Raw genomic sequence first — 19463 nt, 5'->3', positions numbered from 1 at the left:
CTCGGCGATTCAGCAGAACGACTCGACGCCGCCCCATCCGCCGACCCAGGCCTCGACCCGCGGATCGGCTCGCAGCGCGTGCACGCCGTCGGCCGGCATCCGTGCGGTCTCGAACCCGTGCTCCACGCGCCAGCGAGCCGCGCGACGGGTGGCGCGGCGGGAACGCAGCGTCCCGATCGACGATCCGTCCTCTGCGAGGAGCTCGACCGAACCCACGTCGCCGGTGCCGAGACGCCGGACGAGCTCGATGATCCAGGTCTTCTCGAGCACGACGACGGGACGGTGCATCTCCCAGACGACCCGGGCGTCGGTATCCTCTCCCGCGGCGCAGACACGCGGATCGCCCGCGAGCACGGCCGGCACGTCGTCGAGGATCAGCCGCGCTCGCGGAAAGGCCTCGAGCACCGAGTCGGCGGCGATGAACAGCGCCGCCGCGGAGTGCTGTCCCCGCACACGCACGAGCAGGTCCGGTTCCCCCGCCCACAGCGCCCGTGGCGCAGAGCCGGACACCGGGATCGTCGACTGCAGCCGCAAGGTCTGGGCGTTGGCGCGGTCCACCCCCGAGCCGTCGCGATCCGCCCACTCCGGGCCGTCGTGCCAGGCCACCGCATCCGGCACGTGTGCGAGCAGCGCTCCCGCCTGCCACATGCGGTGCGCCCACTCCCAGTCCTCGCCGCCATATGTCGTGAACGTCTCGTCGAACCCGCCGACCTCGTCGAACAGGCGGCGCGAGCAGCCCATGACCGCTCCGATCACGAACCGGTAGGAGCGGTCGTCGGCGTCGAGCAGGTCGCGGCTCCGCGCGTACTCCTCGGTCAGCCAGGCGGGTTCCGGCAGCTCGCGACCGGCGGCGGCCCGGGTGACCGGCACGTCCGGCGCGACGTCGGAGAAGTCGGCATGGCGGCGCCGCCCCACCACGACCGCCTCCGGCAGCAGAGCGGGGAGCCGCGTGAGCGCGCGCACGTATCCCGGCTCCGGCGACGTGTCGGCGTCGAGGAAGCACAGCACCTCCCCGGTGCTCGCGCGGACGCCGAGATTGCGCGCGGCGGCCAGACGGAATCCGCGGTCCTCCTGCCTCACGAGCGTCACCCCCGCCGGCACATCGACGTCGCCGGGTGAGCCGTCGTCGGCCACCACGATGTCCAGCAGCCCGGGCGGATAGTCCTGGGCGGCGAGCGCATGCAGGGTGCGGGCGAGCTCGGCGGGCTGGTCGTAATGCGCGACGATCACCGAGACACGAGGCAGGGGGTCGGGAACGACGTCGTCCACCGCGTCCCATCCGTTGCCGACGACCCACGGTTCGGTCACGGGTGAAGCTCTTCCCACAGGCGCAGGTAGGCGCGCGCGGCGTCGGCGCGCGAGTGCGGCAGCCGCTCGAGGCCGTGCCAGGTCGAGCCGGGGTGCGCCGCCGCCTCGCGCAGCGCACCGGCGAGGTCGGTCTCGTCGACCACGGTCAGCGTGCCCGGCCGCAGCGTCGCCATCTCGTCGATGTAGCGGTTGCGCACGGCCACCGGGCGACGGCCCCACCCGATCCACGACGCCAGCGAGCCGGATGCCGAGATGTGTCGGTGCGCGATCACGGGGACCGACACCGCGCGTCCGCGTCGAGCGATCTCGTCGTCGTCGAGCCACCCGGTGACGTCGACCTCGACACCCAGACCGGCGGCGCGGCGCACGAAGGTCTCGAGCTCGCCGGCGTGGCCGTCGGACGCCCGCCCGAGCACGGTGAGCCTGCTGATCCCGGCCGCGGCGGCCGCATCCGCCGCCTCGTCGTGCCCCTTGCCCGGGTAGAAGTACCCGAGCACCCCGACGGACCCGTCCGAGCGCCTCGGTTCTGCGTGTGTCCGGAGTTCGACGGGCAGCGGGATGGGGGTGACCGGTCCCGTCCACACGTCCTCCTCGCCCAGCAGCGCGAGCTCGTGCTCGCTGTTCACGACCACTCCGTGGGCGGCAGAGGCCACGAGCGCGTAGGCCGCCCGCCGCCGGGGCCGGTTCTGCTCGCCGTCGGACTCCCCCGGCACGTCGTGCAGGGTCACGCTCAGACGCAGCCGGGTGGCGAGGGCGGCGAACTCCCGCGACGCCTCCTCGGGGGAAGCACCCCAGAGTCGGTCGGTGAAATGGGCGTGCACCGGGGTCCCGTCCGGCAGCGCGGCGAGCCCTGTCGGCGAGACCGTAAGCACCTCGGCGAGGCCGCCGATCGCCGACGCCATGTCGCGGGCGTACACGGCGACGCCGTGATCGCCGGGGTGGACGAGGAGCAGCGGCGGACGGGTCATGCGGCGCGCCAGACGGCGAGCAGCGGAGCGAGGCGCTCGACCGCGGCGGCGACGAACGCGGGATGCGCGGCGTACCAGGCGGCGTGGGCGGAGCGCACCTCCGCATCGTCGATGACCTCGCCCTCGACGATCCATCCGTCCCGCGGCTCGTCGGGCAGGTCCCACGCCTCGACGACCTCGGCACGCAGCGGCGCGCGGACGGCAGCGAGCAGCGGATGCCCCGGGTCGACGGGTCCGTCCGCGTCGCCCAGTGCATCGAGCACGCGCGCGCCGAGCGGAAGCCAGACCGCGTTGCCCGGGTGGTTCACCGTGCGCGCATGGTCGGAGGTGACGTCGTCGAAGAGATCGGAGACCCGGATGTCGGCGCTGGCCTCGCGTGCGCGCAGAACCTGGATCGAGGAGTGGCCGATGCCCCGCACGGCGCCGGGGGAGATCGACGCCGCCACCGCGATGCCGGCCGCCGCCGCGAGGGTGCGGACGTCGTGATACGCCACGACGGGCGGATCCTCCTCGACCCCGGGAACGCGGATCGCCGCCTGGAACGGATGCAGCCCCGCGAACCGCACGGGCGGAACGGTGAGCACTCGTGCAGAGGTCGCCGCAGCGACCTGCCGCGAGCCGAGCGGCAGGTCGTGGTAGTCGTCGCGCACAGGCTGCGTGACGACCGTGTGCGCTCGCGGCACCAGATCGTGGAGGAGACGAGCGTCCTCCGCGGTCATCTCGTGCACCGGAGGGACGCGGATGAATCGTCGCTCCGGGGCGTCCATGACGAGCCGCAGCGATTCGGCCTGGCAGTTGCCGAGCACCACGCCGAAACTCTCGGGCAGAGGGGCGAGACCGTAGAACTCTCCATAGTGCAGCCGCCGTCCTAGCACCGCCGACCCGGAAGGCGCAATGGTCGTGACGTCAGGGGGAAGGGGGGTCATGCTTCGACGGTATACCTGCGCCCTTTCCCGCTTAACCCCGTTGCATTTCTGCGCCTCCGTCCGTGCGATTCGTGAATACGGAGCGCTCAGTCCTGCAAGGAAGACTCTCATCGACACAGCCGCCGCGCCCACAAGGGTCGCCTCCGTCCCCTCCTCCCACCCCTACGTCCACGCGATCACCGACCCGCACCGGGTCGCACTGCTGCCCGACCCTCCGGTGCCCGGCGCCCCGTCCGGGCAGTGGTGGCCTCCGGTGGCCATGACCGCGCCGTGGCTCAGCGCCCACGCGGCTGACTACGACCTGCTGCACGTGCACTTCGGCCTGGAGTCGTTCTCGCCCGAGGAGCTCCGAGCGGGCCTCGATGCGGCCCGACGGGCCGACAGGCCCGTGGTGTTCACGGTGCACGATCTCGACAATCCGCAGATCGTCGACCAGGAGCCGTATCGGACGCTCCTCGACGTCATCGTCCCGGCTGCCGATCGGCTCGTGACGCTGACGGCATCCGCCGCGACCGAGATCGAGCGTCGATGGGGCCGCCCGAGCCTGGTGCTCCCCCATCCGACGCTGCTCGGAGAGGCTGCTCCCCGAGAGAGCGGGCGCTCGCGCGACGACGTCGTGCGCGTCGGCATCCATCTGCGTGATCTACGGCCGAACATCGATGCCGAGAACGCGGTCATCGCGGCTCGGGATGCGGTGCGGCTGCTCACGGAGTCGGGCCGCCATGCCGAGGTCGAGGTGTTCCTGAACGAGCGTGTGCGCGACGAGCGCGCCGCCGAGCGCGTGGTCGCGGCCGCCGAGGGCCGAAGCGACGTGCGCGTGCGCCGCACCCCGTACCTCGACGACGCGGAGGTCGAGGCCTGGCTGGGCGGACTGGACCTGTTCGTTCTGCCCTACCGTCACGGGACCCATTCGGGATGGGTGGAGCTCAGCTACGACCTGGGGGTGCGCGTGGCCGGCACCGACGTGGGACACATCCGATCGCAGCATCCTTCCGAGTTCCGCGTCGTCGACCTCCACGACCCGCGCACGCTGGCCGATGCGATCGCGTGGTCGGGGAATGCGCGGCGCACATCTCCCGCGCTCGAGCACGACCACCTCCTGGCGCGCCGGACGCAACGGCTCGAGGAGAGACGTGCGGTCCGCGACGCGCACGCCGACCTCTACTCCGACGCGATCGCCGAGGTCTCGGCATGAGCGCCGGCAGGCGTCTGCGCGTGCTGGTGGTCGCACCCGAGCGGCATCCTCTCCGTCAGCCGCACGCCGGCGGCCTCGAGGCCGTCGTCTGGAACCGCGTGCGGTGGCTGCGGCGTCGCGGGCATCACGTCGACCTGTGCGCGGCCGAGGGGTCGGACTTCCTCAGCTCGTCCACCGATCTGCACCTGCCCAGCCCCCGCTGGCATCATGACCGCGACGCGTCGGACACCGAGAACCCCGCCGGCCATCGCCGTCGGATGTCGGATGCCTTCGCCCGCGTCCGCGAGCGGATCAGCGATCCGCTCGACCGCGTCGACGTGGTCGACAATCACAGCCTCCACGGAGATCCGATCCTGTGGAGCAGGGATGCCGGTGTGCCCGTCCTGACGACCCTGCACACGCCGCCCCTCCCCGACATGGTGCAGGCGGCGCGCTCGCTGCCGGCGTCGGCTCCGCACCGCTTCCTCGCGGTGAGCCAGTACACGGCTCGCGCCTGGTCGGCAGAGGGCGTCGACGCCTTCGTCTTCCCGAACGGCGTCGACAGCGCGCAGTGGCAGCGAGGTCAGGGCGGCGACGACTGGGTGTGGTTCGGGCGCATCGTGCCCGAGAAGGCGCCGCACCTCGCGATCAGGGCCGCCCGTCTGGCGGGAGCACGGCTGCGGATCGCGGGTCGCATCGGCGATCGTGAGTACTTCGCGCGCGAAGTCGAGCCGCTCCTCGGCGACGGGATCGACTACGTCGGTCCGCTGCGCCAGCCCGAGCTGTGCGCCCTCGTCGGCGCGTCCGCGGTCGCGCTGGTCACGCCCGTCTGGTCGGAGCCCTTCGGACTGGTGCTCGCGGAGACGCTGATGACCGGCACGCCCGTTGTCGCCTTCGACGCGGGAGGCGCACGTGAAGTCCTCGCCGGGCTGCCCGGATGCTCGGTCGTCCCCGCCGGAGACGTCGTCGCCCTCTCGCAGGCGGCGCGCGCGCTCGCGCGAGACTCGGCGTCGAGCGTGCTCCGCGATCGGGTGCGCGCGGCGGCCGCTGCCCGCCACTCGCTCTCCCGCCGCCACCGCGAGGTCGAACGCGTGCTCGCCGTCGCAGCCCAGAGTCCCGTCCTGATGTCGGACGAGACCAGAGCCGTCGAAGCGGTCGGCGCATGATCGGCTGGTACGTGCACCATCACGGATGGGGACATGTGACACGGATGCAGGCGATACGCCGTCATCTCGACGAGGAGGTCACAGTCTTCTCGAGCCTCCCCGCGCCGGAGGACCTCGACGACCGCACGACCTGGGTCCGTCTGCCTGCGGACGCCGATCCCGTGGTCGGATCCGACGGTGTGCGCCGCGAGGCCCATGAACTCGGCGACGTCACGGCCGGCGGCGCGCTGCACTGGGCGCCCATCGGACACCCCGGTCACCAGGAGCGCCTCGCGATCATCGCGGACTGGATCGCCCGCACCCCCGTGTCGGCGTTCGTCATCGATGTCAGCGTCGAGGTCACCGCGTTCGTGCGCCTGATGGGCGTGCCGACGGTGGTGTTCGCGCAACCCGGCGACCGCATCGACTCCCCGCATCTGCTCGGCTACGACGTCGCAGATCGGATCGTGGCGCCGTGGGCGCCCGGAACGATCCACGTCGAGGTTCTGCAGGGCCACCTCGATCGCGTGCGTCACGTCGGAGCGATCTCGCGGTACGACGGACGGGATCGCGACCGAGGACACGATCACGACGTGCGACGGGTGCTCTTCCTCAGCCGCACGCTCGATCCGCCGCAGCTCGCAGAGACGGTCGACCTGCTGACGGCGCAGGGCTGGGTGGTCGAGACCGCGGGCGCGCGGGCAGACGACCGGGTCGACGACGTCTGGCCGATGCTCTGTCGAGCGACGGTGGTGGTCAGCGCCGCCGGCCAGAACGGCGTGGCCGACCTCGCGGCCGTCGGAGCCCGCGCCGTCGTGCTCTCACAGGACCGACCGTTCGGCGAGCAGGAGCACACCGCGCACGTGCTGCAGTCCGGCGGCTACGCGTGGACGGGCCCTGCCGAGTCGACGCCGTCGCAGGTCGTCGGACTCGTCGAGCGGGCCGCGGACTCGACACCCGATTGGACCGGGTGGGGTGTCGCCGGCGCCGCCGCGCGGGCTGCCGGAGCGATCCGAGAGGTCGCGTCGTGACCGACCGCATCGCCGTGATCACAGCCGCGTCCGAGAACAGGCTCGCCCATCTGCACCGCCAGCGCCGCTTCCTCCGCGAGGTTTCGACGCGCAGACACGAGATCGTGCGGATCGAGGCCTGGCTCGACGAGTCAGCGCCGCCCGCGTTCGACGGCGCCCTGCACGTGCACGTGCCTCCGGGGCGCGCGGGCATGCGGGTCGGAGGTGCGCGCAACGCCGCCGCCGAAGTCGCACTCGCCCGCGGCGCAGACCTCCTGGTGTTCCTCGATGTCGACTGCCTTCCCGGGCCCGAACTCCTCGACCGGTACGCCGCCGCATCGCTGTCGCACCCCGACGGCCTGCTCTGCGGACCGGTCACCTACCTCAGGAGCGTGCAACGACCGTCGTCCCCCGACGAGCTCGGCGCCGCCACGAATCCGCATCCGGTGCGTCCGAACCCCGCGACCGGCGTCGTCGAGTCCGCCGGCCCCGCAGACTACGACCTGTTCTGGTCGCTGTCCTTCGCCGTGACACCCACCACGTGGAAACGCCTGGGAGGGTTCGACGAGCGCTACGAGGGGTACGGCGCGGAGGACACGGACCTCGGGCGTCGAGCGCGAGCGCTCGGCATCCCGCTGCAGTGGGTCGGCGGGGCGCATGCCTATCACCAGTGGCATCCCGCGGGTTCTCCCCCGTGGCGGCACCTCGACGACATCCTCCGGAACGGTGCGCTGTTCGCGGAGCGCTGGGGCGAGTGGCCGATGGGTGGCTGGATCGACGAGTTCGTCGCCGCGGGCGCCGTCGAGCCCCATGGGAGCGGATACCGCCGCACGTCGTACTGACGACAGGATCTGCGTGCGACCGAGATCGACCTGGTCGCATGGACCTGCCCGTCGTCAGCGCTGGGTGCGCGGATCGGTCGTGGGGTTGTCGTACATGACCGGACACCCGTTCGCGACCGCCCCCGGCCGCAGCTCGAAGTGCCAGCGCTCGTTGGCGTAGATCTGGCAGAGCCCGAACTCGGCGCCGCGCTGCGCGAGCCAGTCCTGCGCGGTCAGCGGCCCGAGGTCGACGGCATCGCCGGAGACGTGCTCGGAGTTCTCCGGAGTCGCGACCCAGCGCGCGGCCTCCTCGGCAGAGCCGTACTGCTCCACCGCCTCCTGCTGCAGAACCTGCTGGTACGACACCGATCGCCACCCGCTGTTGACGTGCATCGGCACGCCGTCGTCCGCGGCAGCGTCGGCGGCCGCGCGCACGGCCGCCAGCAGATCGGAGTCGAGGTTCGAGACGGCGGGCACGTCGTCGTGCACCGACACGGCGCCTTCCGCGCGGATGATCCCGTCGCCCTCGCCGAGCGCTTCGCGCGTCACGGGCGGCGAGGCCGCAGCATCCGCCTGCTGCCCGAGCAGCACGAGCGATGCGACGATGAGCCCCATGAGCATCAGGACGGCGACGGCCGCGACGACGCCGGGGCGGGTGAAGGCAGTGCGTGAGTTCATGTCCTCAGTCAAGGAGGGCGCCTGTTGCGACGGCGTATGTGCTTTTGCATATGCTCCCGATATGCGCCCCTGCGTAAGCTCTGAGCACATGGGAGTCCTGCCGTGCGCGTGCTGATCGTCGAGGACGAGCCGTATCTCGCCGAGGCCGTGCGAGACGGACTGCGGCTCGAGGCGATCGCGGCCGACATCGCGGGCGACGGCGACACGGCGCTCGAGCTGCTCAGCATCAACTCCTACGATCTGGCCGTGCTCGACCGCGACATCCCCGGCCCCTCCGGCGATGACGTGGCGCGCTCGATCGTGGCGTCGGGCAGCGGCATCCCGATCCTCATGCTCACGGCTGCCGATCGACTCGACGACAAGGCGAGCGGGTTCGAGCTCGGCGCCGACGACTACCTCACCAAGCCGTTCGAGCTGCGAGAGCTGGTGCTGCGCCTGCGAGCGCTCGACCGCCGACGACAGCGCGCCCGCCCGCCGGTGCTCGAGGTGGCGGGGCTGCGGCTCGATCCGTTCCGCCGCGAGGTCTACCGTGACGGCCGGTACGTCGCACTCACCCGCAAGCAGTTCGCGGTGCTCGAGGTGCTGGTCGATGCGGACGGCGGTGTCGTGAGCGCCGAGCAGCTGCTCGAGCGCGCGTGGGACGAGAACGCCGATCCGTTCACGAACGCCGTGCGCATCACGGTCTCGTCGCTGCGCAAGCGGCTCGGCGAGCCGTGGCTGATCCTCACGGTGCCCGGTGTCGGGTACCGGATCGGCGCGGATGCGGATGCCGATGCGCATGCCGGAGCGGATGCCGATGCCGGAGCGGATGCCGATGCCGATGCGGATGGCGGAGCGGATGCGGATGGCTGACCCGATACGCGAACCCCGGCGACGCGGCATGAGCGCACGGTGGAAGCTCACGCTGAGCTACGCGGCCGTGGTCGTCGTGACCGGCGTCGGGCTGCTCGTCGCGGTCGCCCTCTATCTGCTGCGCTACGTGCCCGATGTGCAGATCCACACCGAGAGCGGCCTGTTCGTGCCGAATCGGTCTGACCTCATCCGCGCGTTCATCCCGGCCGCGGTCGTGGCGATGATCGTGCTGCTCGCGCTCGGGCTGGCCGGCGGATGGATCATCGCCGGACGGATGCTGGCCCCGCTCGACCGCATCGGCCGCGCCGCGCAGCTCGCGGCTCGGGGATCGCTGTCGCACCGCGTGTCCCTCACGGGTCCGCGCGATGAGTTTCGCGATCTGGCCGACGTGTTCGACTCGATGCTCGAACAGCTCGAGGCGCACATCGCCGAGCAGCAACGGTTCGCCGCCAACGCCTCGCACGAGCTGCGCACCCCCCTCGCGATCTCGCAGGCGATGCTCGACGTCGCCCGCACCGACCCCGATCGCGACGTCGACGCGCTGATCGGCCGGCTGCACGAGGTCAACGCGCGGGCGATCGAGCTGACCGAGGCGCTGCTCATGCTCAGTCGCGCCGACCGCCGGGCCTTCACGAAGTCGCCGGTCGACCTCTCGCTCCTGGCAGAGGAGTCCGCAGAGACGCTGCTGCCCCTGGCCGAGCGTCGGGGCGTCACGATCGACGTCGGTGGAAGCGCGGCCGTGGTGTTCGGGTCGTCGGCGCTTCTGCAGCAGCTGATCACGAACCTCGTGCACAACGCGATCGTGCACAACGACCCCGAGGGCGGCTCCGTGATCGTGCGCAGCCATGTGCGGCCCGAGGCCGTCGCACTCGTCGTCGAGAACACCGGGAGCGTGCTGCCGCCCGACCGGGTCGGCGTGCTCGCAGAGCCGTTCCAGCGCGGCGCCGAGCGTACGCGCGGCGACGATCACGTGGGGGTCGGCCTGGGCCTGGCGATCGTGCAGCGCATCGCCCTGGCGCACGACGGCTCTCTGGTGCTCACCGCGCGCGAGGGCGGCGGGCTGAACGTGACGGTGTGGCTGCCGCATCCGCCCTATCGCCCCGGGTGCTGAGCTGCACCCGCATGTGCAGGTGCAGCTCAGATCACGGATGCGTGCTCGTGCTGGTGCTCGTGCTCGTGCTCGTGCTGGCTGAGTTGGCACCTGTTGCCGCTCCCCCGACCGCATTGCGACAACAAGTGCCGACTCAGCGCGGGCACGCCGCGACGCGCGGGAGCCCTCCGCGGGGTCAGGCGACCCGGTCGCCCCGCAGTGCGGCAAGCTCGCGACCGTAGGCGCGCGCCGACTGCTCGGCGTTCTCCCTGAGCTCGCGGGCGGTGTCGGCGAAGGCGTCGAGTGCGGGGTTCACGCCCACGAGGGTGAACGGACGCTCGACGATGCGCAGGTCGAGGCCCCAGACGTCTTCGAGCACCCGGCGCAGCCATGCGGTGGAGTGGTCCCAGCCCTCCTTGGGCGTTCCGGGAGCGTAGTTGCCGCCGAGCACGGTGACGAGCGTGGCCGGCTTGCCGCGCAGCGCCGTGCCCTGCGGGTCGATGCGCGGGTCGGTGTAGGCCAGGTCGAACCAGGTCTTGAAGTGCTGCGAGACTCCGTAGTTGTAGAGCGGCACGGCGAACAGCAGCGCGTCGGCGCCGATCAGCTCATCGGCGAAGGTGGTGCCGAGGGCACGAGCGGCGCGCTGGGCGTCGGTGCGCTGCGCCTCGTCGACGAAGCCGCCGGTGACGGCATCCGCCCAGGCCGTCGCGGGCACGGGGTCTGCGGCGAGATCGCGGCGAGTGACGGTCGAGTCCGGGTGGGATGCGGTCCACTCGGCTTCGACGAGGTCGGCGAGCGAGCGGCTGGCGGACGACGCGGGAAGGATGCTGGCATCCAGGCGGAACAGGGACATGACCGTACCTTTCGGTTCTGAGCGTTGCTTTTCCTAGTCGCTCTGTTTTTCTTAGCGACTTGGGTTAACGTAGCACAGGTACACTGGAGGCATGTCCGAGGTCGACGAAGAACGTCATGTGTGCGACGCCGCCGTCACACTCGCCTTCAGCGTGCTCGGCAAGCGCTGGAACGGCATGATCGTCTCGTCGCTCGGTGGCGGACCCTCGACCTTCGTCGCCCTGCGCCGCGCGGTCGTCGGAATCAGCGACACCGTGCTCTCCGACCGACTCGCCGAGCTCACCGACGCCGGACTCGTGGCGCGCGCCGTCGACGCCGGCCCACCCGTGACGGTCTCGTATTCGCTCACCGACAGCGGCCGCGGGCTGCTGCCGATCCTCGACCAGCTCGGCACCTGGGCGTCCGAGAATCTCGAGATCCGCGCGCGCTGATCCCGGTTCTGTGGTCGCCTCGCGCCCACAGCCCACAGCCCACAGCCCACAGCCCACAGCCCACATGGCTGGAGGATCCCCGCCTGGCTGACTGGAACGACCCGTTCAGCCAGCCATCCGGGGAATCGTCAGCCGGATGCTCACCCGCGGCCGGGCNCACCCGTGGCCGCCCTCGCCCGCGGCCGGGCCCACCCGTGGCCGCCCTCGCCCGTGGCCGGGCCCACCTGTGGCCGGGCCCACCCGCGGCCGGGCTCACCCGTGCCCGGGCCCCCACCTGCCCACACGGCTGACCGGATCCCGCCTGGCTGACCAGAATGCCCCATCAGCCAGCCACCCGGGGAATCGTCAGCCGGATGCTCACGCGAGAGGCCTCACCCGACCGGACTCACCAGGGGCTGGGCTCATAGTCCTTCAGGAACACGCCCTGCACGTCTTCGCCGGCCTCGCCGCGCACGATCGGGTCGTACACGCGGGCGGCTCCATCGACGAGGTCGAGCGGGGCGTGGAAGCCCTCCTCGGCGAGGCGCACCTTGGTGTAGTGCGGCCGTTCGTCGGTGATCCAGCCGGTGTCGACCGCGGTCATCAGGATGCCGTCGGTCTCGAGCATCTCGCCCGCGCTGGTGCGCGTCAGCATGTTCAGCGCGGCCTTCGCCATGTTGGTGTGCGGGTGCCCCGGTCCCTTGTAGCGGCGCGAGAACTGACCCTCCATCGCCGAGACGTTGACCACGTACTTGCGACGCGACGACGAGGCGGCCATGGAGGCGCGCAGCCGACTGATCAGCAGGAACGGCGCGGTCGTGTTCGCGAGCTGCACCTCGAGCATCTCCAGGGGATCGACCTGATCGACCGACTGCACCCAGCTGTTCGTGCGGTTGACGTCGGGCACGAGCCCGCCGGCGTCGATCGCGGTGCCGTCGGCGTGCTTCTCGAGCGACGACGAACCGGGGGCCATCGCGAGCCGCGCGAGGTCTTCGGCGGTCAGCGCCTGGCCGCCTTGCTCGGCGACGGTGCCGCCGAGAGCCGCGACCGACAACAGCGGATGCGCGTCGACGGATGCCTGCAGCGCCTGCGGATGCGGGTCGGCGGTGTGCCCGAACGTCTCCATCTCGGGCAGCGGTCCGTCGGGAAGCGGCTGCAGCTCGGCATCCGCCAGCAGTGAATAGGAGCCGGGCGAGCGGCGCACGGTCTGCGCGGCGTTGTTGATCAGGATGTCGAGGGGGCCCTGCGCCGCGACGGAATCGGCGAGACCGATCACCTGGGCCGGATCACGCAGGTCGATGCCGACCACGCGCAGTCGGTGCAGCCAGTCGGAAGAGTCGGGCAGGGCCGAGAACCGGCGCACGGCATCGCGCGGAAAGCGCGTCGTGATCGTGGTGTGAGCGCCGTCGCGCAGCAGACGCAGTGCGATGTGCATGCCGATCTTGGCGCGACCTCCGGTGAGCAGTGCGCGCTTGCCGGTGAGGTCGGTGCGGGCGTTGCGCTTGCCGTGGCTGAAGCGCGCGCAGTCCGGGCAGAGCTGGTGATAGAACGCGTCGACCACCGTGTACGGCTGCTTGCAGATGTAGCAGTTGCGGGGCTTGAGCAGCTCGCCGGCGATCGGGGCGTCGACGACACTGGTCGCGAGGTCGTGGCCGCGGGTCTCGTCGTCGATGCGGTCGGGAGCGCCCGTGGCGGTGCGGGCTACGACGGCCTTGTCGGCCTCGGCGATCGCGTCGCGGATCTCCTTGCGGCGCACCCGCTTGACGGCCTTGAACATCGCGGCGGTCGCGTGACGCACGGCGACGAAGTCGGGATGCTCGTTGTCGATCTGATGCAGTTCCGAGAGCACCCGCAGCGTCGTGGCGAGGTCGTCGGGGTCGATGCCGGGTCCGAGGTCGGAAGAGGCGTCGGATGCATCGGTCATTGGGCCGATTTTACGCGAGATCGCGCGGTCTTTTCCTGGGAGCCTCGGCGGCCTCTGAACCAGGCTGAGCTCTGAACGGCGAACGGCGGAGAATGGGTGCATGGACACCAACGATCCGCACATCCTCGGCCCCGGAATCCTTCCGACGCCGTTCACCGCCGCCGAGATCCGTGAGGAGACCGGCTCAGGCACGACGATCCGCCTGCGCATCGAACACCCGGACGGCACCGTCGGCGAGCGCATGAACCGGTTCCGCGACACCGATGCCGAGGGTGCGACGCTCGAACGCTGGGCGACAGACGACCCGGATGCTGTGGTCTCGAGCCGCGTGACCTGGGCCGAGCTCCAGGCCCACGCGGCATTCCCCACCGACGGCACGAGCGTGTCGACCGAGACGCTCGAGACTCCCTTCGGCACCCTGGACTGCCGACGGTACGACACGGCAGACGAACCAGGGGGCCCCGTGGCGTCCTTCTGGTTCTCCCTGGCGCACCCCGGTATGCCGGTGCGCTTCGAGGTCGCGGTCGGCGGCGGCGTGATGCGCACGACTGTCGTCGAGATCACCCGAGCCTGACTGCGTCGAACTGCGCCGCCGATCTGCCCGAACGTCGGACCCCCAGCGTAGGGTCTGACCATGAGCAGCCACACCGAACCCCGCGGAATCGTCCCCTCCTACCTGCTCGCGCGCCTGGCCGAATCAGGCCGGTACCCGGGCGCCGCCGCTGCCGCCCGACAGACCCTGACAGCCGGCAGACCGCCGTTCCGCGCCCGCCTCGACCTGTCGATCGACGAGAACGGCGACCTGGTCGCCGAGCTCTCCGACGCCCCCAACCGCACGATCAGTGACGCGGGCAATACGCAGACCCTCCCGGGCGCCGTCGTGCGCGGCGAAGACGACGACCCCGTCGCCGACGACGCGGTGAACCAGGCGTTCGACGGTCTCGGCGCGACGTTCGAGATGCTGCTCACGGCGTTCGGCCGCAACTCGCTCGACGGCGCCGGGGCTCCTCTCGATGCGACCGTGCACTACGGGGTCGACTACGACAACGCGTTCTGGGACGGCGAGCGCATGGTGTTCGGCGATGGCGACGGCGAGGTCTTCGTCGGCTTCACCCGGTCGACCACGGTCATCGGTCACGAGCTCGCGCACGGCGTCGTGCAGTACACCGCGAACCTCGAGTACCAGGGCCAGCCCGGGGCACTGAACGAATCGATCGCCGACGTCTTCGGCGCCCTCACCGAGCAGTACCTGCTCGAGCAGGGTGCGGCCGATGCGACCTGGCTCATCGGCGCGGAGATCTTCACGGATGCTGTGCAGGGCAAGGCCCTGCGGTCGATGATCGAGCCGGGCACGGCCTACGACGACGACGAGCTCGGCAAGGATCCGCAGCCCGCCCACATGAGCGACTTCGTGCGCACGACAGAAGACAACGGCGGCGTGCACATCAACTCCGGCATCCCCAACCGTGCCTTCGCGCTCTTCGCGATCGACCTCGGCGGCAACGCCTGGGAGACCGCGGGCACCGTCTGGTACCGCGCCCTGACCGGCGGACTCTCGAGCACCGCGAACTTCACCGAGTTCGCCGATGCGACGGTCGCTGCGGCATCCGCGATCGACGACGCCACTGCGACAGCCGCTCGACGCGCGTGGTCGACCGTGGGAGTCTATGAAGATGAGCGAGTCCCCCGCACCGAGTGACCGACAGGTCGTCATCGCGGTGGTGCGCACGGGCGGCATCGCCGGCGTCCGTCGTCAGTGGCGGGTCGAACCCGACCCGGCGGATGCTCCCGAGTGGCTCACGATGGTCGACAGCTGCCCGTGGGATGCCGACGGCGACGCGTCGACAGGAGCCGATCGGTTCGTCTGGCTGATCCGCGTGCACACGCCCTCGCAGAAGCTCGAACGCGAACTGCCCGACTCGGCGCTCGACGGCCCGTGGCGCGAACTCGTCGACGCCGTGCGCGCAGCCGCGAAGGCTGCCGCACCGGTGGACTGACGCCTACGCTGGGAGCGAGCCGGCGCGACGACGTCGGCGTGAGGGGGAGATCATGCTGACAACTGACGAAGCGGCACGGCTGCTCGGCCTCGCCCGCGACGCGCACACTCGCGGCGATGTGCTGTTGCACCTGCAGGTCGAGGTCAGCCGCCTCACCGGCGAGGCGTCGTCGTGGGGGTCGGCCGACAACACGTTCACGAGCAACGAGAGCGTCGGCTACTTCCTCGGCGAGGTCGAGGGCATCGGCTGGCGCCTCGAGCACACCGGCTACACCTTCGTGGAGTCGGGCGCGACGACCTCGGCGCGCATGTTGAGCACCGGCACCGGCGTCGTGAACCACGGAGCAGTGACGGGGTACTTCACGTTCCGTCGTGTGACCTGACTGCGGCATCCGCCCGAACGGCGGCATCCGTCCGAATCGGACGATCCGGGGCGACCCCGACGATCCCGCCCGAATCGGGCAATCCGGGGCGAATCGGGCGATCCCGGGCTATCCGCCCGAATCGGGCAATCCGGTGTGAATCAGGCCCATCGAGCATCCGCTGAGCGCCCACCGGGGTCACAATGGTGCCCATGGGTCTTTTCCAGCAGCGTCCCGAAGAGCAGGATAACGAGTGGGCACTGCCCTCCGAGCCCCTCGATCGGTCGGAGGCCGAGGTGCTTCCGACCACTCCCACGGTCGACCCGCTGTCGCTCGGCATCGGTTTGGAGTCCGGCGGCTCGGTGACGTCGATCGTCTTCCCCGTCGCGCCCGCGCCCCCTGCCGCAGAATCCCCCGCCGAGGACTGACACCTGATTTCGAATCGCTCACTTTGCAGTTCTGCGCCACGGAAAACTGCAAAGTAAGCGATTCGAACGAAGGGGGAGGGTCGTCAGGACGGTCAGTCCGCGCGCGCCGCGGCGAGGTCGACACGGGTGCGGGGAAGGGCCTCGGGATGCTCGCGCTGCAGCCACTCCATGAGCTTCTCGCGCACCTCGCAGCGCAGCGTCCACTGGTCGTCGGAGTCCTTCGACGACATCACGAGCCGCACGGTGACGAAGCCGCCCTGGGTGTCGGTGACCACCGCGCTCGACGAACGTCCGTCCCATGCCGGTGACGCCTCGATGATGCGCTGGAACTCCGCGCGAAGCTCGGTCATCGGAACACGCCAGTCGAGGTCGAGGTAGACCGTGCCGAGGATCTTGTCGGAACGCCGCGTCCACGTCTCGATGGGGTTCGTCGTGAAGTAGTTGCACGGCACCACCAGCCGTCGCTCGTCCCAGATGTAGACGACCACATATGACAGGTTGATCTCACCGATCCGCCCCCACTCGCCCTCGACGACGACCACGTCGCCCACTCGGATCGCATCGGTGAACGCGACCTGCACTCCGGCGATCAGGTTGCCGAGGATCGACTGGGCCGCGAGGCCGGCGATGATGCTCACGATGCCGGCCGAGGCGAGCAGACTCGTTCCCACGGCGCGCATCTCGGGGAAGGTGAACAGCACCGTCCCCAGCGCGAGCACGGCGATCGTGACGAGCACCAGACGATGGATGACGAGCAGCTGGGTGCGTCGACGCCGCGCCTCCGGCCCGACGAGAAGGGTCTCTTCGCGAGAGATCAGGCGCTCGAAACCGAACGAGACCGCCGCGGCCAGCAACCATGACCCCGTCAGGATCGTCGCGATCAGGAAGAGCCTCGAGACCGCCGGCCACCACGTCTGCGTCGCGGGCTCGGTGGTCGCGACGGCGATCCAGATCGCGACCACCGCCGTCGTCGCGATCATGGCGTTGCGCACCCGTCTGGCGAGGTCGCGGACCCACGGCACCCTGCGGCTGACGAGGGCTGCGACCAGAGCGAGCAGCGCGAGAGCGCCGGCGGCGACGACGAGCGCGGTGGCGAGCGCCGCCGCGGTGCCGACCCAGGAATCCCATGCGAAGTCGGTAGGCATCCGCCCACACTATGTCGGCAGCGCGGCAGACGCGAAGTCGCCTAGGCGGGCCATGTCGGCCGCCGCGGCTACGGTTGAGGGATGACGATCACCGCCGCCGCAGACGGCTCCGCCCTGGGCAATCCCGGCCCCAACGGCTGGGCCTGGTACATCGACGACGCCAACTGGGCCGCCGGCGGTTCCCCGCACGGCACGAACAACCAGGGCGAGCTGCGGGCGGTGCTCGAGCTGCTGCAGGCGACGGCGGGCGTCTCCGAGAAGCTCATGATCGAGTGCGACAGCCGCTACGTGATCGATTCGGTGACCAAGTGGATGCCGGGATGGAAGCGCAAGGGCTGGCGCAAGTCCGACGGCGGCCCCGTGCTCAACCGCGACCTTCTCGAAGGCATCGACGAGGCGATCCGCGGGCGCGACGTCGAGTTCTCGTGGGTCAAGGGGCATGCCGGTCACCCTCTCAACGAGGCTGCCGACGAGCGAGCGAACGCCGCGGCCAAGGCCTACCAGGCGAAGCAGGAGCCGCGCCGAGGCCCCGGCTTCACGATGGCGACGGATGCCGGGGCAGCAGTCGCCGCATCCGCACCGATCGCTGCGGCCGCGCCGGCATCCAGGTCGGCTCGCACTCCCGCGGCTGCCGCGTCGCCCTCCGCGACGGCGGTCGCCGAACCGCTCTGGGCCGAGGCATCCGACCTGCTCGACGGCCTCGACGCCCCCATCGACGATCCGATCGTCGTGAGCCTGGCGCTCTCGAGCGATGAGCACGCGCGCCTGCGCGACAGCGCCGAGGCGCAGGGCATCTCGATCGAAGAGGCACTCCGCCGCCTGATCTGACCGACCGCCGGGCTGCCTCGACAGGTCCCCCGCGTACACTCGCACCATGTCGAAGAAGAATGTCGCACGCACCATCGGTCGGGTCTTCCTCGGCTCCTTCCTCGTCTTCGCCGGCGTCTCGCATCTGACGTTCGCGCGCGAGGAGTTCCAGGCGCAGGTGCCCGACTGGGTGCCGCTCGATCCTGATGTGACCGTGCTGGCGTCGGGTGTCGTCGAGGTGGGCCTCGGCGCCGCCCTGCTGGTCGCCCGCAAGCGGCGAGGCCTGGTGGGCATCCTCACCGCGCTGTTCTTCGTCGCGGTGTTCCCGGGCAACATCGCCCAGTGGGTCGAACACCGCGATGCCTTCGGTCTCGACACCGATATGAAGCGTTTCGTGCGGTTGTTCTTCCAGCCGGTGCTCATCGCGCTGGCGATCTGGTCGACGCGCAGCGCACGCCGCGCCGATCGCAAGGCCGCGCTCTGACCTCGTAGCCGCTGCTCGTGCACGATTCAGCATGAGCGTGGGCGAGAGCACAGAAGAGGAGGCGATTCTCGAGAGAACCGCCTCCTCATGCTGAATCGTGAACGTCAGACCGTGAGCAGTTCCCGCTCGAGGCGTGCGTACGAGGTCTCCATGCCGTCGGCCATGCCGGTGGCGAGGATCATGTCGCGCGTCTCCTTGTCGGGGTACTCGATGTAGAGCGTGATCAGCGTCGCGCCGTCCTCCTCATAGAGGTTGAGGTCGTTCAGCGTTTCGACCGGCATCCCGATCATCCGCTCGGTCTGCACCGAGCGCCGCGGAGCATCGATCAGCAGCGCCTCCCCCTCGAAGCCGAACGGCTGGCCCTCGGTGTTGCCCACGGGCGCCCACGAGTTGCGATACGTCTGGCCGACCTCGGTCGCGACGACGCACTCGGTCATCTCCCACCCGTCGGGTCCGAGCAGCCACTTCTTCATGAGCTCGGGGTCGTTGTGCGCCTTCCAGACCAGGTCACGCGGTCCCTCGACGAGGCGAGTGATGCGCACGTGCACGTCGTCGAGCAGCTCGACCCGGGTGCCCTTGCCCTGGGCGTAGTCGCGGAGGTCTTGCAGCACGGCGTCGAGCTGACTCATCGCGAGCGTGGTGCCCTCGACCGCGCCCATCGCCACGACCTGCTCGAGCGCTTCGGCGGTCGCGAAGTGGCTCGTGTTGACCATGCGCGTGCCCTCGGCGGTCGACTCGAACGTGAAGACCATGCGCATCGAGGGCAGGTTCGCGTCGGGCGTGCCATCTTCGTCGGCGAAGGCGTCGAGCACCTCGAAGCTGTGCGGGGAGTCGATGCGCAGGAACTCCCACGTTCCCGAGGCCTTCTCGCCGCGAGGTCCGTTCATCGTGTAGTTGGCTTTGCCGCCCACGGTGTGGTCCCACGCGGTGAAGGTCGCAGGCCATCCGGGAGGACCCCAGAAGCGCTCGAGCTGACGGGGATCGGTGTATGCGTCCCACACGCGCTCGATCGGTGCCGCCAGGTCGGCGACCACGGTCATCGTGAGGTTCTCGGCATCGGTGACGACGTCGGTGACAGGCATT

22 protein-coding genes are annotated in these 19463 nt (G+C 70.6%); 14 read left to right on the top strand and 8 right to left on the bottom strand.

Annotated features, from left to right (window positions below; genetic code table 11):
• Nucleotides 1-9: 9 nt before the first annotated feature.
• From IXW21_RS04820 to IXW21_RS04810, 3 genes are read right to left on the bottom strand one after another with little or no spacing between them, the layout of a single operon-like run.
• The gene (locus IXW21_RS04820) at nucleotides 10-1308 is read right to left on the bottom strand and encodes a glycosyltransferase family 2 protein (RefSeq protein WP_323742169.1); all 1299 of its coding nucleotides are present in this window, start codon (nucleotides 1306-1308) and stop codon (nucleotides 10-12) included.
• The gene (locus tag IXW21_RS04815; protein WP_194763121.1) at nucleotides 1305-2276 is read right to left on the bottom strand and encodes a hypothetical protein; all 972 of its coding nucleotides are present in this window, start codon (nucleotides 2274-2276) and stop codon (nucleotides 1305-1307) included. The genes IXW21_RS04820 and IXW21_RS04815 overlap by 4 nt, the downstream gene beginning before the upstream one ends.
• Nucleotides 2273-3202 (bottom strand): WcbI family polysaccharide biosynthesis putative acetyltransferase, encoded by a 930-nt coding sequence (locus tag IXW21_RS04810; protein WP_194763120.1) that lies wholly within the window; start codon nucleotides 3200-3202, stop codon nucleotides 2273-2275. The genes IXW21_RS04815 and IXW21_RS04810 overlap by 4 nt, the downstream gene beginning before the upstream one ends.
• Here IXW21_RS04810 and IXW21_RS04805 point away from each other — a divergent pair.
• The 4 genes from IXW21_RS04805 to IXW21_RS04790 are packed head-to-tail and all read left to right on the top strand — an operon-like array spanning nucleotide 3171 to nucleotide 7373.
• The gene (locus IXW21_RS04805; RefSeq protein WP_323742168.1) at nucleotides 3171-4397 is read left to right on the top strand and encodes a glycosyltransferase; all 1227 of its coding nucleotides are present in this window, start codon (nucleotides 3171-3173) and stop codon (nucleotides 4395-4397) included. The two genes, IXW21_RS04810 and IXW21_RS04805, sit on opposite strands and share 32 nt — an antisense overlap.
• Nucleotides 4394-5542, top strand: a complete 1149-nt coding sequence (locus IXW21_RS04800) for a glycosyltransferase (protein ID WP_194763118.1) — start codon at nucleotides 4394-4396, stop codon at nucleotides 5540-5542. The genes IXW21_RS04805 and IXW21_RS04800 overlap by 4 nt, the downstream gene beginning before the upstream one ends.
• A complete protein-coding gene (locus tag IXW21_RS04795) occupies nucleotides 5539-6552 on the top strand; it encodes a hypothetical protein (protein WP_194763117.1) in 1014 nt (337 codons plus the stop codon). The genes IXW21_RS04800 and IXW21_RS04795 overlap by 4 nt, the downstream gene beginning before the upstream one ends.
• Nucleotides 6549-7373 (top strand): glycosyltransferase family 2 protein, encoded by an 825-nt coding sequence (locus tag IXW21_RS04790; RefSeq protein ID WP_194763116.1) that lies wholly within the window; start codon nucleotides 6549-6551, stop codon nucleotides 7371-7373. Before IXW21_RS04795 ends, IXW21_RS04790 begins: the two co-directional genes overlap by 4 nt.
• Nucleotides 7374-7427: 54 nt before the next feature.
• On the opposite strand, the gene IXW21_RS04785 is transcribed toward IXW21_RS04790, so the two are convergent.
• Nucleotides 7428-8030: a M15 family metallopeptidase gene (locus IXW21_RS04785; RefSeq protein WP_228528170.1), complete on the bottom strand. Its 603-nt coding sequence runs from the start codon at nucleotides 8028-8030 to the stop codon at nucleotides 7428-7430.
• 102 nt (nucleotides 8031-8132) lie between these two features.
• On the opposite strand from IXW21_RS04785, the gene IXW21_RS04780 reads away from it, so the two are divergent.
• Together IXW21_RS04780 and IXW21_RS04775 are read left to right on the top strand one after the other, a co-directional pair.
• On the top strand, nucleotides 8133-8882 hold the full coding sequence (locus IXW21_RS04780; RefSeq protein WP_194763115.1) for a response regulator transcription factor: 750 nt from the start codon (nucleotides 8133-8135) through the stop codon (nucleotides 8880-8882).
• Nucleotides 8883-8910: 28 nt separating this feature from the next.
• Nucleotides 8911-9993 (top strand): sensor histidine kinase, encoded by a 1083-nt coding sequence (locus IXW21_RS04775; RefSeq protein WP_194763214.1) that lies wholly within the window; start codon nucleotides 8911-8913, stop codon nucleotides 9991-9993.
• Between the two features lie 175 nt (nucleotides 9994-10168).
• Here the strand turns inward: IXW21_RS04775 and IXW21_RS04770 are convergent, their stop codons facing one another.
• Complete coding sequence (locus IXW21_RS04770) at nucleotides 10169-10825, bottom strand: FMN-dependent NADH-azoreductase (RefSeq protein WP_194763114.1); 657 nt, start codon at nucleotides 10823-10825, stop codon at nucleotides 10169-10171.
• A gap of 91 nt (nucleotides 10826-10916) precedes the next feature.
• Here IXW21_RS04770 and IXW21_RS04765 point away from each other — a divergent pair, with 91 nt between their 5' ends.
• The gene (locus IXW21_RS04765; RefSeq protein ID WP_194763113.1) at nucleotides 10917-11255 is read left to right on the top strand and encodes a winged helix-turn-helix transcriptional regulator; all 339 of its coding nucleotides are present in this window, start codon (nucleotides 10917-10919) and stop codon (nucleotides 11253-11255) included.
• A gap of 385 nt (nucleotides 11256-11640) precedes the next feature.
• Here IXW21_RS04765 and IXW21_RS04760 read toward each other — a convergent pair whose 3' ends face one another.
• On the bottom strand, nucleotides 11641-13158 hold the full coding sequence (locus IXW21_RS04760; protein ID WP_194763112.1) for an SDR family NAD(P)-dependent oxidoreductase: 1518 nt from the start codon (nucleotides 13156-13158) through the stop codon (nucleotides 11641-11643).
• Nucleotides 13159-13258: 100 nt separating this feature from the next.
• Here IXW21_RS04760 and IXW21_RS04755 point away from each other — a divergent pair, with 100 nt between their 5' ends.
• The 5 genes from IXW21_RS04755 (at nucleotide 13259) to IXW21_RS04735 (ending at nucleotide 15944) form a co-directional block, all read left to right on the top strand.
• Nucleotides 13259-13732, top strand: coding sequence for a hypothetical protein (locus IXW21_RS04755; protein ID WP_194763111.1), 474 nt, complete (start codon nucleotides 13259-13261; stop codon nucleotides 13730-13732).
• 60 nt (nucleotides 13733-13792) lie between these two features.
• A complete protein-coding gene (locus IXW21_RS04750; protein WP_194763110.1) occupies nucleotides 13793-14857 on the top strand; it encodes a M4 family metallopeptidase in 1065 nt (354 codons plus the stop codon).
• Nucleotides 14832-15155: a protealysin inhibitor emfourin gene (locus IXW21_RS04745; RefSeq protein ID WP_194763109.1), complete on the top strand. Its 324-nt coding sequence runs from the start codon at nucleotides 14832-14834 to the stop codon at nucleotides 15153-15155. Before IXW21_RS04750 ends, IXW21_RS04745 begins: the two co-directional genes overlap by 26 nt.
• 52 nt (nucleotides 15156-15207) lie before the next feature.
• Nucleotides 15208-15537: a hypothetical protein gene (locus IXW21_RS04740; RefSeq protein WP_194763108.1), complete on the top strand. Its 330-nt coding sequence runs from the start codon at nucleotides 15208-15210 to the stop codon at nucleotides 15535-15537.
• A gap of 191 nt (nucleotides 15538-15728) precedes the next feature.
• Complete coding sequence (locus IXW21_RS04735) at nucleotides 15729-15944, top strand: hypothetical protein (RefSeq protein ID WP_194763107.1); 216 nt, start codon at nucleotides 15729-15731, stop codon at nucleotides 15942-15944.
• 92 nt (nucleotides 15945-16036) lie between these two features.
• Here the strand turns inward: IXW21_RS04735 and IXW21_RS04730 are convergent, their stop codons facing one another.
• Complete coding sequence (locus tag IXW21_RS04730; protein WP_194763106.1) at nucleotides 16037-17089, bottom strand: mechanosensitive ion channel family protein; 1053 nt, start codon at nucleotides 17087-17089, stop codon at nucleotides 16037-16039.
• Between the two features lie 81 nt (nucleotides 17090-17170).
• Between IXW21_RS04730 and IXW21_RS04725 the strand changes: the two genes are divergently transcribed.
• Nucleotides 17171-17917, top strand: coding sequence for a ribonuclease H family protein (locus tag IXW21_RS04725; protein WP_194763105.1), 747 nt, complete (start codon nucleotides 17171-17173; stop codon nucleotides 17915-17917).
• Between the two features lie 46 nt (nucleotides 17918-17963).
• Nucleotides 17964-18380 (top strand): DoxX family membrane protein, encoded by a 417-nt coding sequence (locus tag IXW21_RS04720; protein WP_194763104.1) that lies wholly within the window; start codon nucleotides 17964-17966, stop codon nucleotides 18378-18380.
• 104 nt (nucleotides 18381-18484) lie between these two features.
• On the opposite strand, the gene IXW21_RS04715 is transcribed toward IXW21_RS04720, so the two are convergent.
• Nucleotides 18485-19462: an SRPBCC family protein gene (locus tag IXW21_RS04715; protein WP_194763103.1), complete on the bottom strand. Its 978-nt coding sequence runs from the start codon at nucleotides 19460-19462 to the stop codon at nucleotides 18485-18487.
• Nucleotide 19463: the final 1 nt, after the last annotated feature.

Origin of the sequence: Microbacterium sp. UFMG61, from assembly GCF_015354505.1 — a bacterium.
GTDB lineage: Bacteria > Actinomycetota > Actinomycetes > Actinomycetales > Microbacteriaceae > Microbacterium.
The sequence above is the reverse complement of the archived record's forward strand: the minus strand, read 5'-3'. Positions and strand labels throughout refer to the sequence as shown.

Coding starts and splice junctions, on each gene's coding strand:
- IXW21_RS04815 (WP_194763121.1), bottom strand. CDS start 2,276: ATGACCCGTCCGCCGCTGCTCCTCGTCCACCCCGGCGATCACGGCGTC.
- IXW21_RS04805 (WP_323742168.1), top strand. CDS start 3,171: ATGGTCGTGACGTCAGGGGGAAGGGGGGTCATGCTTCGACGGTATACC.
- IXW21_RS04810 (WP_194763120.1), bottom strand. CDS start 3,202: ATGACCCCCCTTCCCCCTGACGTCACGACCATTGCGCCTTCCGGGTCG.
- IXW21_RS04800 (WP_194763118.1), top strand. CDS start 4,394: ATGAGCGCCGGCAGGCGTCTGCGCGTGCTGGTGGTCGCACCCGAGCGG.
- IXW21_RS04795 (WP_194763117.1), top strand. CDS start 5,539: ATGATCGGCTGGTACGTGCACCATCACGGATGGGGACATGTGACACGG.
- IXW21_RS04785 (WP_228528170.1), bottom strand. CDS start 8,030: ATGAACTCACGCACTGCCTTCACCCGCCCCGGCGTCGTCGCGGCCGTC.
- IXW21_RS04775 (WP_194763214.1), top strand. CDS start 8,911: ATGAGCGCACGGTGGAAGCTCACGCTGAGCTACGCGGCCGTGGTCGTC.
- IXW21_RS04770 (WP_194763114.1), bottom strand. CDS start 10,825: ATGTCCCTGTTCCGCCTGGATGCCAGCATCCTTCCCGCGTCGTCCGCC.
- IXW21_RS04765 (WP_194763113.1), top strand. CDS start 10,917: ATGTCCGAGGTCGACGAAGAACGTCATGTGTGCGACGCCGCCGTCACA.
- IXW21_RS04760 (WP_194763112.1), bottom strand. CDS start 13,158: ATGACCGATGCATCCGACGCCTCTTCCGACCTCGGACCCGGCATCGAC.
- IXW21_RS04755 (WP_194763111.1), top strand. CDS start 13,259: ATGGACACCAACGATCCGCACATCCTCGGCCCCGGAATCCTTCCGACG.
- IXW21_RS04750 (WP_194763110.1), top strand. CDS start 13,793: ATGAGCAGCCACACCGAACCCCGCGGAATCGTCCCCTCCTACCTGCTC.
- IXW21_RS04745 (WP_194763109.1), top strand. CDS start 14,832: ATGAGCGAGTCCCCCGCACCGAGTGACCGACAGGTCGTCATCGCGGTG.
- IXW21_RS04740 (WP_194763108.1), top strand. CDS start 15,208: ATGCTGACAACTGACGAAGCGGCACGGCTGCTCGGCCTCGCCCGCGAC.
- IXW21_RS04735 (WP_194763107.1), top strand. CDS start 15,729: ATGGGTCTTTTCCAGCAGCGTCCCGAAGAGCAGGATAACGAGTGGGCA.
- IXW21_RS04730 (WP_194763106.1), bottom strand. CDS start 17,089: ATGCCTACCGACTTCGCATGGGATTCCTGGGTCGGCACCGCGGCGGCG.
- IXW21_RS04725 (WP_194763105.1), top strand. CDS start 17,171: ATGACGATCACCGCCGCCGCAGACGGCTCCGCCCTGGGCAATCCCGGC.
- IXW21_RS04720 (WP_194763104.1), top strand. CDS start 17,964: ATGTCGAAGAAGAATGTCGCACGCACCATCGGTCGGGTCTTCCTCGGC.
- IXW21_RS04715 (WP_194763103.1), bottom strand. CDS start 19,462: ATGCCTGTCACCGACGTCGTCACCGATGCCGAGAACCTCACGATGACC.